Source organism: Mesorhizobium sp. B2-1-3A (assembly GCF_006442655.1).
Taxonomy (GTDB): domain Bacteria; phylum Pseudomonadota; class Alphaproteobacteria; order Rhizobiales; family Rhizobiaceae; genus Mesorhizobium.
In genome coordinates this window covers 1,072,930-1,089,385 of sequence record NZ_VFWK01000001.1, presented here as the reverse complement: position 1 = coordinate 1,089,385, position 16,456 = coordinate 1,072,930, and the positions used below count along the sequence as shown (strand labels likewise).

General features: G+C 64.2%; 13 protein-coding genes. 12 read left to right on the top strand and 1 reads right to left on the bottom strand.

The window, feature by feature from the left end; translation table 11 throughout:
• Positions 1-20: 20 nt before the first annotated feature.
• Positions 21-2,126: a N,N-dimethylformamidase beta subunit family domain-containing protein gene (locus FJ977_RS05360; protein WP_140769206.1), complete on the bottom strand. Its 2,106-nt coding sequence runs from the start codon at positions 2,124-2,126 to the stop codon at positions 21-23.
• A 143-nt stretch (positions 2,127-2,269) separates the two neighbouring features.
• On the opposite strand from FJ977_RS05360, the gene FJ977_RS05355 reads away from it, so the two are divergent.
• The 12 genes from FJ977_RS05355 (at position 2,270) to FJ977_RS05300 (ending at position 16,439) form a co-directional block, all read left to right on the top strand.
• Complete coding sequence (locus tag FJ977_RS05355) at positions 2,270-3,091, top strand: LuxR C-terminal-related transcriptional regulator (RefSeq protein ID WP_244735191.1); 822 nt, start codon at positions 2,270-2,272, stop codon at positions 3,089-3,091.
• Complete coding sequence (gene ftsZ, locus FJ977_RS05350; protein WP_348643201.1) at positions 2,998-4,353, top strand: cell division protein FtsZ; 1,356 nt, start codon at positions 2,998-3,000, stop codon at positions 4,351-4,353. Before FJ977_RS05355 ends, ftsZ begins: the two co-directional genes overlap by 94 nt.
• A 204-nt stretch (positions 4,354-4,557) precedes the next feature.
• On the top strand, positions 4,558-5,532 hold the full coding sequence (locus FJ977_RS05345) for a sugar-binding transcriptional regulator (RefSeq protein WP_140769202.1): 975 nt from the start codon (positions 4,558-4,560) through the stop codon (positions 5,530-5,532).
• Positions 5,533-5,577: 45 nt separating this feature from the next.
• The gene (locus FJ977_RS05340) at positions 5,578-7,023 is read left to right on the top strand and encodes an extracellular solute-binding protein (protein WP_140769200.1); all 1,446 of its coding nucleotides are present in this window, start codon (positions 5,578-5,580) and stop codon (positions 7,021-7,023) included.
• 158 nt (positions 7,024-7,181) lie between these two features.
• Positions 7,182-8,105 carry a sugar ABC transporter permease gene (locus FJ977_RS05335; RefSeq protein ID WP_140769198.1) on the top strand — a complete coding sequence of 308 codons (924 nt, stop codon included), beginning with the start codon at positions 7,182-7,184 and terminating at the stop codon, positions 8,103-8,105.
• A 9-nt stretch (positions 8,106-8,114) separates the two neighbouring features.
• The gene (locus FJ977_RS05330) at positions 8,115-8,972 is read left to right on the top strand and encodes a carbohydrate ABC transporter permease (protein WP_056564414.1); all 858 of its coding nucleotides are present in this window, start codon (positions 8,115-8,117) and stop codon (positions 8,970-8,972) included.
• Positions 8,973-8,974: 2 nt separating this feature from the next.
• Complete coding sequence (locus tag FJ977_RS05325; RefSeq protein ID WP_140769197.1) at positions 8,975-10,093, top strand: ABC transporter ATP-binding protein; 1,119 nt, start codon at positions 8,975-8,977, stop codon at positions 10,091-10,093.
• On the top strand, positions 10,090-11,214 hold the full coding sequence (locus FJ977_RS05320) for an ABC transporter ATP-binding protein (RefSeq protein ID WP_140769195.1): 1,125 nt from the start codon (positions 10,090-10,092) through the stop codon (positions 11,212-11,214). Before FJ977_RS05325 ends, FJ977_RS05320 begins: the two co-directional genes overlap by 4 nt.
• Complete coding sequence (locus FJ977_RS05315) at positions 11,214-12,767, top strand: FGGY-family carbohydrate kinase (protein WP_140769194.1); 1,554 nt, start codon at positions 11,214-11,216, stop codon at positions 12,765-12,767. The genes FJ977_RS05320 and FJ977_RS05315 overlap by 1 nt, the downstream gene beginning before the upstream one ends.
• A gap of 10 nt (positions 12,768-12,777) precedes the next feature.
• Positions 12,778-13,818, top strand: a complete 1,041-nt coding sequence (locus tag FJ977_RS05310; protein ID WP_140769192.1) for a 2-hydroxyacid dehydrogenase — start codon at positions 12,778-12,780, stop codon at positions 13,816-13,818.
• A 45-nt stretch (positions 13,819-13,863) separates the two neighbouring features.
• Complete coding sequence (locus tag FJ977_RS05305; RefSeq protein WP_140769190.1) at positions 13,864-15,381, top strand: glycerol-3-phosphate dehydrogenase; 1,518 nt, start codon at positions 13,864-13,866, stop codon at positions 15,379-15,381.
• The gene (locus FJ977_RS05300; protein WP_140769188.1) at positions 15,381-16,439 is read left to right on the top strand and encodes a class II aldolase; all 1,059 of its coding nucleotides are present in this window, start codon (positions 15,381-15,383) and stop codon (positions 16,437-16,439) included. Before FJ977_RS05305 ends, FJ977_RS05300 begins: the two co-directional genes overlap by 1 nt.
• Positions 16,440-16,456 lie beyond the last annotated feature (17 nt).

Sequence of the window (16,456 nt, the reverse complement as noted above, 5' to 3'; positions counted from 1 at the left end):
AGTGTGATGTTGAACTGTCGCTATGCCGTCGAACCCGATCGGGCGGCGGGTTGGTCCCCGCTCTGTTGCCGTCGATCCGGGTTTGTCCGGCTCTTTGCCGCCGCCAGATGCGTCAGCAAATTCTTTGTGATCCTGCCGACGTCGTTCATGGCATCGCCGGTCGGCAACGCGCCGCACCAGGCGACCGAACTCGCGCAAAAGATCAGACCGCCCGAAGGCAGATGGCGCAACGTCATCTCCGCGCAGCGCCGCGATGCTCGTTCGTCCGCGCCGCCCTCGTACCAGCGTGTCGCGTCATGGACGAAGCTGTCCGGAAAGCCGGTTGCGCGCGCAATGACTGTCGTATCGGGAGAGGTGCCGAGATGCGGATCGGTGGCATCGACCTCGTAGCCGGCCGCGCCGCCAAGCACGATGCCTTCGTCGCCGAAGGTCTCGTTGGTGACGCCCTCGAACAGCCATGCGGCTGAAGGGTGATGGCTGTCCGGCGTGCGCGTGAAAGGCCGTGCACCATCGAAACCCATCAGCGAGATGGCGACGCCTGTCAGCGAGAATTCGCCGCGCCCGCTGGCGCGCAGATGGCCGCCCGGCTGGTTGGTGATCGAAAGCGATTGTTCGGCGATCGGGCCATCCCATGTGCGGCCCGCCTCGAGCGGTGAACGGCGCAACTCCATCAGATCGTCCTGGAAGGCCACCTTGCCGGCAAAACCATTGCCGCCGAGATAGGCGATGGCGCCGCCTGTCGCGGCAAACTGGCGCAGCCCGTGCTCCATCTCGACGGACATGTATTCGGGATGGCTGCCGGTGATGACCGCCTCATAGCCCTGCAAACCCCCAACGCCCCGCTCATGCAGGTCGCGATCGGTGATGAGATCGAAGGCGATGCCGTTATTGTGGCAGAAGCGCAGAAAATGCAGGTCGACCGGCAGATTGTGCGGGCAGCCGCATAGCGGGTAATTGTAGTCGTCGCGTAGCGTCGCCTTCGGCTTTTTGTAGGAAGCGATCGACACGCCGCTGAGGTCGCTGTGATAGTCGTAGAGCGACTTCAGATTGTTATCGATCGCGAAGCGATGGCCACGATCCTCGCACATCCATTCGTAAAGATGCGCCGGCAGGAATTCATCCGCATAGGCGAGATAGGTGGCCGTCGGCACCAGGAACAGCAGCGGCGCACGGCGCACGGACGAGGTGATGAAGAAGACGATGCGCTCCGCGCCTTCGTCATGGCCGACCTCGAAGGCATAGACGCCCGCGGGAGCCTCGTCGGGAACATGCAGATGGTACGAGGCCGGCCACTGCAATGCGCCCATGTCGTCGTCATGGCAATGCACCGCGTCGTAATGCGACGGCACCAGCCGGGGGTCGAAACTTGATCCATCCCAGCGCCGCGAGGTCATGCAGAATGCCGGCTGGTTGACGGTTTCCAGCAAGAGGACGCTGTCTCCGCCGGCCGAGGCGATCGGGCCGCTCGGCAGCAAGGTAGGGAACGTCCAGGCAATGTGTCCGGTCGCGGTCTGCAGCGCGATCGCCGAGAACTTGGCATTCAGCGTTTTGACATCGTTCGCCGCACCGGCGCCGAAGACCATGTCGCCGGTGGGAGACCAGGGCCGATCGAATTGACGATGCAGGCGATAGGGCGACAAGAGGTCGTCCGAGCCGATCTTCAGGATCGTCGCGTTGCCATCGGACGAAATCTCGACCGCCAGCCAGGTGTTTGCCGGCAAGGCCTCGCCGACTTCCTGCGGCTTGCCGTCATAGGTTGATGTCAGGCGTCCGTCCTGCAACCCAAGGCGCAGATTTCCGCATTCGAAGAGCACGCGGGCGCCGTCATTTCGGGTCAAATACACTTCGAAGGCGACGCCGCTGATCTCGGTGGCCTTGGCCAGTTCCGTTGCCGCGATCCTAGGGAAGGACCCATGGTCGAAGTCGCGATGCGACGCGGCACTGCCTGTCGGTTCGACACGCCAGTCCATGAACTCGGCCGTGGGCGTATCGAGCCGCACGATCCGCACGTCGCGTACCGGCCGGGACGAGGAGACATGAAGCGCCACGGGCGCTCCGGCCGCTATATGCCAGGGAACCGTATAGCCCGAAACGGCCATGGCGCCATGATCGACGGGGCGTTTCATCGCGGCAAAGATCCGCGCCGCGACCCCGGCCTGTGGGCTCTCTTGAATGGCATGCTGGACAATTCTCTCGTACCCCTGTTTTTTTTGATTTACACTACGAGCATCGTTTCTTGGGGGTATATACCCCCATTGGGGTATGATTGGTGACAAAGTCCATCTTTGAAGGCCTGGCGCTGGCCATCGATGCGATCGGCAAGCGCGAGTTCTATCCGGCTGTTACCGAGTATCTGCGGCGCTGCCTGAGCTACGACAATGTCATCGTCATCGTTTTCTCGGGTACCGCTGTGCCCAACGTGCTCTACAAGAAGATCTATGGTCCCGATGTGTTTCGCTATCTCGCCGAACAATATCTGCCGGCCGCCTATCTGCTTGATCCGATCTATCATTTTCACCTGAGGCGTGGCGCGCCTGGGCTCTATCGTCTTCTCGACGTGGCGCCTGACCAGTTTCGCCGCAGCCGCTATTTCAAGTGGTATTACGGCCGGATCGGCATCACCGACGAAATATCGGTCGTGCTGCCGATCGGCGAGAATGCCACCATCACCATTTCGATGGGCAAGGACGGTTCTTCCGGCCAGGCTTTCGCGGCCAAGGCCGAGGACTGCCTGCGCGCGCATGAGCCGGCGATCATGTCGCTGCTGCGTGCGCATTGGGTTGCGTCCGAAGCCCCGCCCGCGGTCGCTCCGCGCCCGATGTCGATCACCGACAGCCTGATCGCGGCGATGCGCACGCATCACAATGTGCTGTTGAGCAAGCGCCAGGCCGAAGTGGCGCTCCTCATTTTGCAGGGGCACTCCTCGCCATCGATCGGTTTGAACCTCGGCGTCAGCCCGCAGACGGTGAAGGTTTTCCGCAAGCAGCTCTACAACAAATGCAGCCTGTCATCGCAGGCGGAGCTGTTCGCGCTGATGATGCCGATCCTGGAGCGGGCAACCAGCCAGGTTCCGGAGCGCAAGGCGTCCTGAAGAAGGCCGGATCACGGGTCGATCGCCTGGGATCGGACAGCCGGTCGCACGAGATCGGCCCCTTCATCACAAATCTTGAGCTTCCCCGCACTTGCACGTCCGGCCTCTCTCTGGCTTTTTGGGGCACCCATCCGAACGGACTGATTCGCGTCATGCCGCTCGATTGCAATGTCTTGCAGGCAATCCGCGGGTGGGTCGTGAAGCGCGCAATTGGCGAAGGAGAAGCAGGCATGGCCGAGTTCAAGAAGCCGGAAATCTCCGAGATGAGACCCAAGATCACCGTTATCGGCGTCGGCGGCGGCGGTGGCAACGCCATCAACAACATGATCGCGGAACAGCTTCAGGGAACCGAATTCATAGCTGCCAACACCGATGCCCAGGCGCTGACCATGTCGAAGGCGACGCGGCTGATCCAGCTTGGCGCGCACGTCACGGAAGGGCTGGGCGCTGGCTCGCTACCCGAGATCGGCCGTGCCGCGGCCGAGGAATCGCTCGACGAGATCATGGATCATCTGGCCGGCACGCATATGTGCTTCGTCACCGCCGGCATGGGTGGCGGCACCGGCACCGGCGCAGCCCCGGTCATCGCGCAGGCGGCGCGCAAGGCCGGCATCCTGACGGTCGGCGTCGTCACCAAGCCCTTCACCTTCGAGGGCAGGCGCCGCATGCAGATGGCCGAGGAGGGCATCGAGCGGCTGCGCGAAGCCGCCGACACGGTGATCGTCATCCCCAACCAGAACCTGTTCCGGATCGCCGATGCCAAGACCACCTTCGCCGACGCCTTCGTGATTGCCGACCGGGTGCTTTATTCCGGCGTCAGCTGCATCACCGACCTCATCGTCAAGGAAGGCCTGATCAATCTCGACTTCGCCGACGTCAAATCGGTCATGCGCGGCATGGGCCGCGCCATGATGGGAACCGGCGAGGCGTCAGGCGAAAGCCGGGCGATGAAGGCGGCCGAAGCCGCAATCGCCAACCCGCTGCTCGACGAAGTGTCGATGAAGGGCGCCAAGGGCGTGCTGGTGTCGATATCGGGCGGCCGCGACATGACCCTGTTCGAGGTCGACGAGGCCGCCACCCGCATCCGCGAAGAGGTCTATGAGGACGCCGACATCATCGTCGGCGCCATCTTCGACAAGAGCATGGAAGGCCGCTTCAGGGTTTCGGTGGTGGCAACCGGTCTCGACAGGGCGATCGCCGATGCCGATGCCGGTGTCGCGCATGACCATTCCATGCCGTCCGCCGCAAGGATCTTGCAGTAGACCTTTTTCCTTCGAATTGACCGGCCACTAGGCAGGCGGCCTGCGAAGTAACGCAGGCGCGGCGCGCTCGGGCGCTCCCCGTATCCTCGGACGGCCAGGAGCCGTTTTGAACCTCCGTACACGACGGGGGAAGGCTGGCGCTTGACTCTGATCGAGCCTTGTGAAAAATTTTGCAGCAGCTGATAAAAATATCAAAGGGCGGAAATGGTAGGGTTCGGTAACGGCCTCCTGCGCGACGACGAAACCAGCATGGCGACGCGCGCCGCGTGGCTTCACTATGCCGGCGGCCTTACCCAGTCCGAGGTCGCCAAGCGGCTGGGGCTGACCAGCCTCAAGGCCCACCGGCTCATCACCAAGGCCAACCAGGAAGGGCTGGTGAAGGTCTATATCGACGGCGAAGTCTCCGAATGCGTCGAGCTCGAGGACGAACTGTCCCGCCGCTACGGGCTCGATTATTGCGAGGTGGTTCCGGACTTCGATTCAGAGGATCTGCCGCTCAAGGCGCTCGGCATTGCCGGCGCGCAGTTCCTCAAGCGCGAGATCGAGCGCGGCGAGGAGGCGCTGATCGGTGTCGGCCATGGCCGCACGCTGGCCGCCTGCGTGGAGTATCTGCCGCGCACCTCGACCGACAAGATCCGCTTCGTCTCGTTGCTTGGCGGCCTGACGCGGAAATTCGCGGCCAACCCGCACGACGTCATTCACCGCCTGGCCGAACGCACCGGCGCCGAAGCCTATGTGATGCCGGTGCCGATGTTCGCCAACACCGCCGAGGACCGGACCGTTCTGCTCGGACAGAAGGGCATCAGCGAGGTTTTCGATCTCGCGCGGTCCGCCGACCTCTTGTTCGCCGGCATCGGCACCGCCGAGCGCGAGGCATCGCTGGTTGCCACCGGGATGATCGAAAAGGGCGAGATGGAGGAGATCCGCCGCAATGGCGGCGTCGGCGAATTGCTCGGCCATTTCTTCGATGAAGCCGGCAAGGCGGTGGCAACCACCGTTTCCAACCGGGCGCTGGCGCTGACGCGCGAGGACATAGCCAGTCGCCGGATCGTCGCCGTCGCCGGCGGGAAGATCAAGGTTCGCGCCATCAAGTCGGTGCTCGAAGGCCGCTATCTCAAGGGCCTGATATCAGACGAGCGGACGGCGCGATCGCTCGTGGAGGAGACGCCGGTCGGGTAGCCGGCATCAGTTTGGTTGAAACTACCCTGTGGAGGAGAAGACGAAATGCATGAGAAAGAGAAAGACCTCATAGACGCCTTCCTGCGTGGACAGGTCGACCGTCGCGGACTGATCAAGGGCCTGGGTGCGATGGGCCTTGCCGCCGGCACCGCCGGCACGCTGCTCAATCTGGGGCAGACCCGCGCACTTGCCGCCGATTTCGATTGGCAGGCGCACAAGGGCAAGACCATCAAGCTCCTGCTCAACAAGCATCCCTATGCCGATGCGATGATCGCCGACCTCGAGAACTTCAAGAAACTGACCGGCATGAACGTCGTCTATGACGTGTTTCCCGAAGACGTCTATTTCGACAAGGTCACGGCAGCACTTTCGGCAAGCTCGCCCGAATACGATGCCTTCATGACCGGGGCCTACATGACCTGGACCTATGGTCCTGCAGGCTGGATCACCGACCTCAACGAATGGATCAAGGACCCGGCCAAGACCAACCCGAACTATGCCTGGGACGATATCCTGCCGGGCGTGAAGTCGTCCTGCGCCTGGAACGGCAAGCCGGGCGGTGCGCTGGGTTCCGAAGACGCCAAGCAGTGGTGCATTCCGTGGGCTTTCGAACAGAACAACATCACCTACAACAAGGGCATGTTCGACAAGGCCGGCGTCGGCGTTCCCGGCAATATGGATGAGATGATCACCACCGCTGCCAAGCTGCAGAAGGATATTGGCGGCGGGGTCTACGGCATAGGCGTTCGTGGCTCGCGCTCCTGGGCGACGATCCATCCGGGCTTCCTGTCGGCTTACTCGAACTTCAACGAGAAGGACCTGACTGTTTCCGCCGATGGCAAGCTCGCGGCCGCGATGAACACGGCCGGCTCCAAGGCCTTCCATGCCAAATGGGTGCAGATGATCCAGGAGAGCGGCCCCAAGGACTGGTCGACCTACACCTGGTATCAGGTCGGCACCGACCTTGGCGCCGGCGCCTCGGCGATGATCTTCGACGCCGACTGCCTCGGCTACTTCATGAATGGCGGCGACAACAAGATGGCCGGCAAGCTTGCCTATGCCGCCTTCACCGCCAATCCTGAGGCCAAGGCCTCGACGCCCAACATCTGGATCTGGTCGCTGGCGATGTCCAACTTCTCGAAGGACAAGGACGCGACCTGGTACTTCCTGCAATGGGCCTCGGGTCCCGAGCACGGGCTGTTCGGTGCCACCAAGATGGATTTCGTCGATCCGGTCCGCCAGTCGGTCTGGAAGGACGAAATGTTCCGCGAGAAGCTGAACAAGAGCTATCCGGGTTACGTCGAGATGTTCGACGCCTCGGCGGCCGGCGCCTCGATCAAGTTCACGGCGCAGCCGCTGTTCTTCGACCTCACCACAGAATGGGCGGCGACGCTGCAGAAGATGGTGGCCAAGGAAGTGCCGGTCGACGAGGGCCTCGACAAGCTTGCCGAAAGCATCAACGGCCAGCTCAAGGAAGCCGGTCTCGGCTAGGCCGGACCCGGAGACTGGCCTGCTCCGGCAGGCCGGTTCTGCCCCACCATTTCAGGACTGCGATGCGGCACCGTGAGGTTGCCGCCAACTCGCCCACCGGCCGTCCGGCTCCCTCGGGCGGCCGGCAGGGCGAAGCAACAGGGATCACGGAGCAGCGGATGACCGCCGTAACAACCCAAAGGGCCGGGCCATCCGGCTTCAGGATCAGCAAGCGGGTGCTGCCCTATGTGCTCAGCCTGCCGGCCTTGCTTGTCTGTATCGGAATCCTGATCCCGTTCCTGACCTCGGTCGTCTATTCGTTCCAGCGCTATCGGCTGAGCCAACCCTGGGCGCGGCAGTTCAACTGGGGCGACAATTACATCTCCTTCTTCACCGACCCGAAATTCTGGAACACGCTCAAGGTCTCGCTGCTCTACGCCGGCACCACCGTCGTGCTGGAACTGCTTCTCGGCCTCGCCATCGCCTTGCTGCTGCAGAAGCGGTCGACACTGAACAACTTCATCTCAATCATGCTCCTGATGCCGCTGATGACGGCGCCGGCGCTCGCGGCGTTGATGTGGAAGCTGATGACCAATCCCGGCTTCGGCGTGCTGAGCTATCTCGCCAGCCTCATCGGGCTGCAGGATTTCCGCTGGGCCTCGTCGCCGTCGACGGCGCTGTTCACCGTCGTACTCGTCGACATCTGGGTTTACACGCCCTTCATCATGATCCTGCTGCTCGCCGGCTTGCGCAGCCTGCCGACGCAGCCCTTCGAAGCGGCGGCGCTGGACGGCGTGCCGAGAAGCTTCGTCTTCTTCCGCATCACGCTGCCGATGCTGACGCCCTACATACTGACGGCGACGTTGTTTCGCCTGCTCGATTCCATCCAGCAGTTCGACATCATCTACGCCATGACGCAAGGCGGCCCGGGCGACACGCTGACCGTCTTCCAGGTCGAGGCCTATCTCAACTTCTTCCAGTCGACCAATGTCGGCCGCTCGGCGGCGCTGATGATCATCCTGTGGGCGATCACCTACTTGCTCTCCAACATCTTCATCAAGAACTGGCTGCGGCTGCGCGAACGCGCCCGCGGCCAGGCATAGGAGGCGGTCTTGGAACACACCTCGCTTCTCGAACGCATTCTGCGTGGCATAGCGCTGACGCTGGTCGTGATCTTCTTCATGTTTCCGATCGTCTGGATCTTCATGATGTCGTTCCAGACCAACGAGACCATCTTGCGGATACCCCCGCAGCTCGTGTTCGAGCCGACGCTCGCCAATTACACGGCGCTGATCACCGGCAAGCTGATGACCGCCGCGGGCACGCTCGACATCGCCTTCATGCGCAACCTCTGGAATTCGGTGTTCCTGTCGGTGACCTCGGTTGCGGTCTCGCTGCTGCTCGGCGTGCCGGCGGCCTACGCCTTCGCGCGCCACAAGTTCCGCGGCTCGGAGGACATCGCCTTCACGCTGCTGTCGTTCAAATTCGCGCCGGCGCTTCTGGTGCTGTTGCCGCTCACCCTCTATTTCCAGAAGCTCGGGCTCGCCAACACCTATATCGGGCTGATCTGGGTCTACCAGCTGATCTGCCTGCCGCTGATCCTTTGGATCGTGCGCGGTTATTTCGAGGATATCCCGGCCGACATCGAATATGCCTACCGCATCGGCGGCCATTCCTGGTTCGCCACCTTCCGCAAGATTGCGCTGCCGCTCGCCGGTCCCGGCATCGCCGCCGCCGGCCTGCTCGCCTTCATCTTTGCCTGGAACAATTTCGTCTTCGCGCTGGTGCTCGCCTCCGCAGACAAGCAGCCGGTGACGGTCGGCGCGCTCGCCTTCATCACCTCCTCGGGCATCCAGTATGGCCAGATCTCGGCGGCCATCGTGCTCTCGATCACGCCGACACTGGCGCTCGCCCTCTATGCGCAGCGCTACCTGGTCGAAGGCCTCTCGCTCGGTGCGGTGAAAGGATAGACATGGCCAGCCTCGAACTCAGGAATGTCGTCAAGCGCTACAAGAGCCAGACTGTCCTCGACAATCTGTCGCTGACGGTTGCCGACGGCGAGACCCTCGTGCTGTTCGGTCCGTCCGGGGCCGGCAAGACGGTGCTGCTGCGGCTGGTTGCCGGCGTCATCGATCCCGATGAAGGCAAGGTCTTCATCGGCGGCGATGACATGACCGATGTCGACGCGGAATTCCGTGGCGTCGGCATGGCGTTCCAGAATTTCGCGCTGTTTCCGCATATGAGCGCATTCGACAACATCGCGACACCCTTGGAGGCCAAGCGGTCATCGCCAAGCGCGATCAAGGCCGGCGTCGAAAGCGTCGCCAAGCTGTTGAAGATCGCCCATGTGCTCTCCCACAAGCCGCGCGCTCTCTCCAACGGCCAGAAGCAGCGCACGGCACTTGCCCGCGCACTGGTCGGCTCGCCGCCGCTGCTGTTGCTTGACGATCCCTTGCGCAATGTCGACGCCAAGCTGCGCTTCGAGATGCGGCTCGAACTGCCGCGCCTGCTTGCCGACCGCGGCGCCACCGTCGTCTATGTGACCCAGGACTACAAGGAAGCCATGGCGCTCGGCGACCGCATCGCCGTCATGTCGCAAGGCGTCATAAGGCAGCTCGGCACACCCGAGCAGATCTATCGCGAGCCGGCCAATATCGAGATCGCGAGGCTGTTCGGCGACCCGACCATCAACCTGCTCGACGTCAAGCCCGCGCGGGATACCAGGGGGATTTATGTCGGCCTGTCCAATGTCCAGGTGCACCTGGCCGGCGCGTACGACACGGCGGTTGGCCGCGATTGCGTGATCGGCCTGCGGCCCGAAGCGCTGAGCTTCGTCGAGGAAGGCATCCCCGGCTCCATCCCCGTGACGGTCGAGGCCGAGACGCCGCTCAACGAAAAGATCGTCACGCTGGTGCGCACCGTGCGCGGCCGCGAGATCCTGGTTTCGCGCCCGGCCGGAACGCCGGGCCGCAGCGAAGGCAAGGCCCATATCGCCGTCGACGGGAAGAGCGCCTTGCTGTTCGATCACGCCAGCGGCGAGCGCATCGGCTCGAAGAACGTCGTCACTTTGCGCAATGGAGAAGCGGCATGAGCCAGAGCGCACTCGCCATATCCGGTGTCGACAAATTCTATGGCCCGATCGACCGCGGCGTCCACGCCGTCAAGAACCTGACCATGGAAATCGCCAAGGGCGAGATCGTGGCGCTGCTCGGTTCGTCCGGCTGCGGCAAGACGTCCACGCTGCGCATGATCGCCGGGTTCGAAGAGGTCTCGCGCGGCGCAATCTCTGTTGGCGGCCGCCAGGTTCACACCTTGCCTCCGGTCAAGCGCAATGTGGCGATGGCCTTCGAAGGCTATTCGCTCTACCCGCCGCTGACCGTACGCGAAAACATGGCCTTCGCGCTCAAGGCGGCAAGGCTGCCGAAGAGCGAGGTCGACGCCAAGGTCGCCAGCATCGCCAAATTGCTCGAGATCGAGGACATATTGGAGCGCTATCCGAGCTCGATCTCCGGCGGCCAGCAGCAGCGCGCCAGCCTCGGCCGGGCGCTGATCCGCGAGGCCGATCTGCATCTTCTGGACGAGCCGATGGGGCAGCTCGAACCGCAGCTGCGCGCCGTGCTGCGCGGCCGCATCAAGCACTTCATCAAGGAGCGCGGCCTGACCGCGATCCTGGTCACCCACGACCAGACCGAGGCCAACGCGCTGGCCGACCGCATTGCGGTGATGGAGGGCGGCGTGCTGCAGCAGTTCGACACGCCGGACCGGATCAAGGAGCGCCCGGCGAACCTGTTCACCGGCACCTTCGTCGGCGAGCCGCCGATGAACGTCTTCGAGGCCTATGTCGGCGCGACCGCCGGCCGCATCAATCTCAAGTTGCCCGACGGCCTTTCGCTCGACTACGACAAGGACGCCTTCAGCGCGCCGGTTCGCGATCAGCTGCTCAGCCGCGAGCGGGTTGTCATCGGCATCAGGCCCTATGCCGTCAGGCGCTCGAAGGAAGGGGTTCCCGCCAGGGTTTCGGCCAACCAATGGCTCGGCGACCAGACGCACATAGCCGCCGACTTCGCCGGCGGCTCACTGGTGCTGGTCGAGCATGATCGCACCCGCCTGGACCTTGGTGCGCCGATCAATGTCAGCATCGATCCGAAAAACCTGCATGTCTTCGATCAGGCCAGTGGCAAGGCGATTTCGCACGGCATGGAGCTTGCGTGATGCGCGACATACTGATCGGCATCGATGCCGGTACCTCCGTCATTAAATCCATCGCCTTCGACACGGCGGGCCGGCAGATTGCAGCCGCAGCACTGCCCAACCACTATGAAACGCTGCCGGGCGGCGGCGCCGAACAGGATCTGGCGCGCACATGGAGCGATGCCGCCACGACATTGCGCCAGCTCGCCGACAAGGTGCCCGATCTCGCCAGCCGGACGGTGGCGATCGCGGTGACCGGACAAGGCGATGGCACCTGGCTGATCGATGCCAAGGGCGAGCCGGTGGCCAAGGGCTGGCTCTGGCTCGACGCGCGCGCCGCGTCAGTCGTCGAGGAGATCCGCGCGCGGCCCGAGGACCGGCTTCGCTTCGAAAAGACCGGCAGCGGGCTTGCCGCCTGCCAGCAAGGTTCGCAGTTCGTCTTCATGAAGCGCACCATGCCCGAAATGCTCGGCAAGGCAGCAACCGCCTTCCATTGCAAGGACTGGCTCTATTTCAAGCTGACCGGCGAACGCGCCACCGATCCCTCCGAGGGAACCTTCACCTTCGGCGATTTCCACACCCGCGACTACTGCGACGATGTGCTCGACGTGCTCGGCGTCGCCGATCTCAGGCATCTGCTGCCGCCGATCGTTGACGGCACCAGGCACGGCACCGGGCTGTCGCAGGCGGCGGCCGCCGCCACCGGCATGCTGGCCGGTACGCCGGTGGTGCTCGGCTATGTCGACGTCGTCTGCACCGCGCTTGGTGCCGGGCTGCTCGACCGCGAGCGCAAGCCCGGCTGCTCGATCATCGGCTCCACCGGCATGCATATGCGGCTGGCCGAGACCCCCGACGATGTACAGCTGAACGACGCGGCGACGGGCTACACCATGGCGATGCCGGCGCCCGGCGTGTTCGCGCAGATGCAGTCGAACATGGCGGCGACACTCAACATCGACTGGGTGCTTGGCCTTGCCTCCGGCATCCTCGCCTCCCAAGGCATTTCGCGCAGCAATGGCGAGATGATCGCGCTGGTCGATGCCTGGATAGCAGCCTCGCAGCCCGCCTCGCTGCTCTATCAGCCTTATGTGTCGGAGGCGGGGGAGCGGGGGCCTTTTGTCGATGCCAATGCGCGGGCGGGCTTTGTCGGCATTTCCTCGCGGCACGGCTATGCCGACCTCGTCCGCGCCGTCTTCGAAGGACTGGCCTTTGCTGCACGGGATTGCTACGCCGCCATGGGGCCGCTGCCGCGCGAAGTCCGCCTGACAGGCGGAGCGGCCAGAAGCCCGGCGCTGCGCAAGATCCTGGGGGCGGCGGTGGGTGCCGATATTCGCACCAGCGCGCGCGAAGAGGCAGGCGCGGCTGGCGCGGCGATGATCGCCGCTGTCCGTGTCGGACTCTACCCGTCCATGGATGCGTGCGTCGGCGAATGGGTGACACCTCTGCTTGGCGAGGCCGAGCCGAGCGATCGGAACCTCGCCGCGATCTACGACAAGATGACCCCATCCTACATGTTGGCGCACCAGGCATTGCGGCCGGTCTGGCGCGCGATGGCTTCAGTGCAGGCAAGTTGAGAAATCGAGTATGCGTAAGACAATAGCGATCATTGGCGACAACTTCATGCTTCCGGAGGTGTTTCGCGCCAAAATCGAGAAAGTCGCGAGCGGCGACCTCGATATCAGGACATTGCAGACGGCCTGGCCCGACGAGCCGATGGAGTTCGGCAATCCGGCGCTCGGCCTCGACAAGATCAAGGAGTATTTCGGCCACCCCGACGAGGTCGTCGATTTCATCGGCGATGCCGAGATCCTTGTCACCCAGTTAGCGCCCCTGTCGGACGACATGATGCGGCGCCTGCCGGGTCTCAAGCTGGTCGCGGTTTCGCGCGGTGGCCCGATCAACATCGACATGGCCGCGGCCAAGGCGCACGGCATCACCGTGGTCAATGTGCCTGGCCGCAACGCGACGGCGGTGGCCGAGTTCACCATCGGCGCCATCCTGGCCGAGACGCGGCTGATCCGGGTCGGCCACGAGGCCTTGCGCAAGGGCGAATGGCGCGGCGACCTCTACCGCGCCGACCGCACCGGTCGCGAACTCAACGAAATGACCGTCGGCGTCGTCGGCTATGGCAATATCGGCACCAAGGTGGTGCGCCTGCTGCGGGCCTTCGGCTGCCACGTCCTGGTCAGCGACCCCTATGTGCAGTTGAGCGCCGAAGACCGCAATGCCGGCGTCGAACTCGTCGCGCTTGACGATCTCCTCTCCCGCTCCGACGTGGTCACGCTGCATTCGCGGGTGACCGAGGAGACGCGCGGCCTGATCGGCAAGGACACGATCGCGCGGATGAAGCCTGGCGTGATCTTCGTCAACACCGCGCGCGGGCCCCTGGTCGACTATGACGCGCTCTACGAGGCGCTGGTTTCGGGTCAGATCGCCAGCGCCATGCTGGAGACGTTCGCGGTCGAACCGGTGCCATCGGACTGGCCTTTGCTCCAGCTTCCCACTGTGACGCTGACGCCGCATATCGCCGGCGCTTCGGTGCGCACCGTCACCTATGCCGCCGAACAGGCCGCCGAAGAGGTGCGCCGCTACCTCGCCGGCCTGCCTCCGGTCAATCCATGCTGAGGCAATGGCCATGACGCATCAAACCGGCATCGAGGCCATGGCGACATGAGCGGCGGCACTGAAATCGTCGACCTCTTCGTCATAGGCGGCGGCGTCAACGGCGCCGGCATTGCGCGCGATGCCGCCGGCCGCGGCCTTTCCGTCATCCTGTGCGAGAAGGACGACCTCGCCGAAGGCACCAGCTCTCGCTCGGGCAAGCTCGTCCATGGCGGCCTGCGCTACCTCGAATATTACGAATTCCGCCTGGTGCGCGAAGCGCTGATCGAGCGCGAGGTGCTCCTGGAATCGGCGCCGCACATCATCTGGCCGATGCGCTTCGTGCTGCCGCACAGCCCGGACGACCGGCCGGCCTGGCTGGTGCGGCTCGGCCTGTTCCTCTACGACCATCTCGGCGGCCGCAAGCGGCTGCCGGCGACACGCACGCTCAACTTGCGCACCGCGCCCGAGGGCGCCCCGATCAAGGACGCCTTCCGGCGCGGCTTCGAATATTCCGACTGCTGGGTCGACGACGCCCGCCTCGTCGTCATCAACGCGCTCGACGCCGCAGAGCGCGGCGCCAGGGTTTTCACCCGCACCGCCTGCACCGCCGCCCGCCGCGAGAACGGCCTGTGGGTTGTTGAGATGCAGGACGGCAGGACGGGCATCAGGACGACGGTTCGTGCCCGCGCACTGATCAATGCCGCCGGCCCCTGGGTCAACGACATCGTCAACCGCGTTGCCGGCCAGAACTCCAGGCGCAATGTCCGCCTGGTCAAGGGCAGCCACATCGTCGTGCCGAAATTCTGGGAAGGGCGTCAGGCCTATCTCATCCAGAACAGCGACAAGCGTGTGATCTTCATCAACCCCTATCAGAACGATCTCGCCCTGATCGGCACCACCGACATCCCCTATGATGGCCGGCCTGAGGATGTGGCGGCGGATGGGAGTGAGATCGACTACCTGATCAGGGTGGTCAACCGCTATTTCAAGCGCGGACTTGCGCGCGGCGATGTCGTCTATTCGTTCTCCGGCGTCAGGCCGCTCTACGACGACAATGCCGACAACCCCAGCGCCGTCACCCGCGATTACATTTTCGAGCTCGACGCACCGGACGGGCAGGCGCCGCTGCTCTCCGTCTTCGGCGGCAAGATCACCACCTTCCGCAAACTGGCCGAGCATGCGCTGGACAGGATCGCTCCGTTCTTCCCCAAAATGGGCAAGCCGTGGACCGCGAAGGCGCATCTGCCCGGCGGTGACATCGCCAATGCCGATTTCGAACAGTTTCTTGGCGATCTCGGACTCGAGTATCCATGGATGCCGGCATCGCTGCTCAAGCATTATGGTCGACTCTACGGCACCAGGACACGGGCTTTGGTTGGCGCGGCCCGTTCGCTCGATGACCTCGGACGCTGCTTCGGCAAGGACTTCTTTGAGCGCGAGGCCAATTATCTCTTCGACCGGGAGTGGGCTTTGACGTCGGCGGATATCCTGCAGCGGCGCACCAAGCATGGCCTGCACCTGTCCGCCGAGGAGAGGGCGGCCTTCGAGCACTGGTGCGCTAACCGGCTGGCGAAGGCAGGCTGATGGTCCGTCCCGTCGATACCGGCACCACCGAATTCCGCATGCTGCGCTCCTTGTCGGCCAGTATCGGCGCCGATCCGCTGCTGGTCCAGGGCGCCGGCGGCAACACCTCCATCAAGCAGGCCGGCGTGCTGTGGATCAAAGCCTCAGGCACCTGGCTGAAGAACGCGCGCGACGATGAGATCATGGTGCCGGTCGCGCTGGCGCCGCTGCTCGATGCCGTGGCGCATCGCAGCCCGGCGGCGGAGACGGCCGGGCAGTTCACGCTGGCGGACCTCAATCCTCGCCAGTTGCGGCCCTCCATCGAGACGACGGTACATGCTCTGCTGCCGCAGAAGATCGTCGTCCACGTCCATTGCGTCGAGACGATCTCGATCGCCGTGCAGGCCAATGCCGAAGCCCTGCTGGAGGAGCGCCTGCGTGGCCTCGATTGGACCTTCGTGCCCTATCGTCGGCCCGGCCTGCCGCTGGCGCAAGGGATCGCCGAGCGGCTGAAGCCCGCGACCAACGTGCTCGTGCTCGGCAATCACGGGCTGGTGGTCGCTGCCGACACGGTCGCCGAAGCGGCCTTGCTTCTGCAACGGGTGACCGGGCTGCTCGCGCGGCCGTCGCGGCCGGCCCCAGCCCCCGATCTCGACGCGCTGCTGAGGCTTGCCGCCGGCAGCGACTACCGGCTGCCGGCCTCGGCCGCCGCGCATGCCGTCGCGACCGACCTCGCCAGTTGCCGTATCGCGACTTCCGGCAGCCTCTATCCGGATCATGTCATCTTCCTTGGCGTCGGCTCGGTGATCGCCGGCCCCGGCGAGAACGCGGCGGCGGTCGTCGCCCGCACCACCGTAGCGCCGACATCCATCCTGTTTCCCGGCAAGGGCGTGCTGATGCGCAGGGATGCCAATGCCGGCGCCGAAGCGATGGCGCGTTGCCTGGCCGACGTCGTCGCCCGCGTCGATGGCGCGGCGCGCGTCAACTATCTGAGCCCGAAGGAGAATGCCGAACTGTTGAACTGGGACGCTGAAAAATACCGCCAGCAACTCAACCGCGAGGGGGCGACGCTGCAATGACGGCAGTTTTAGCCACC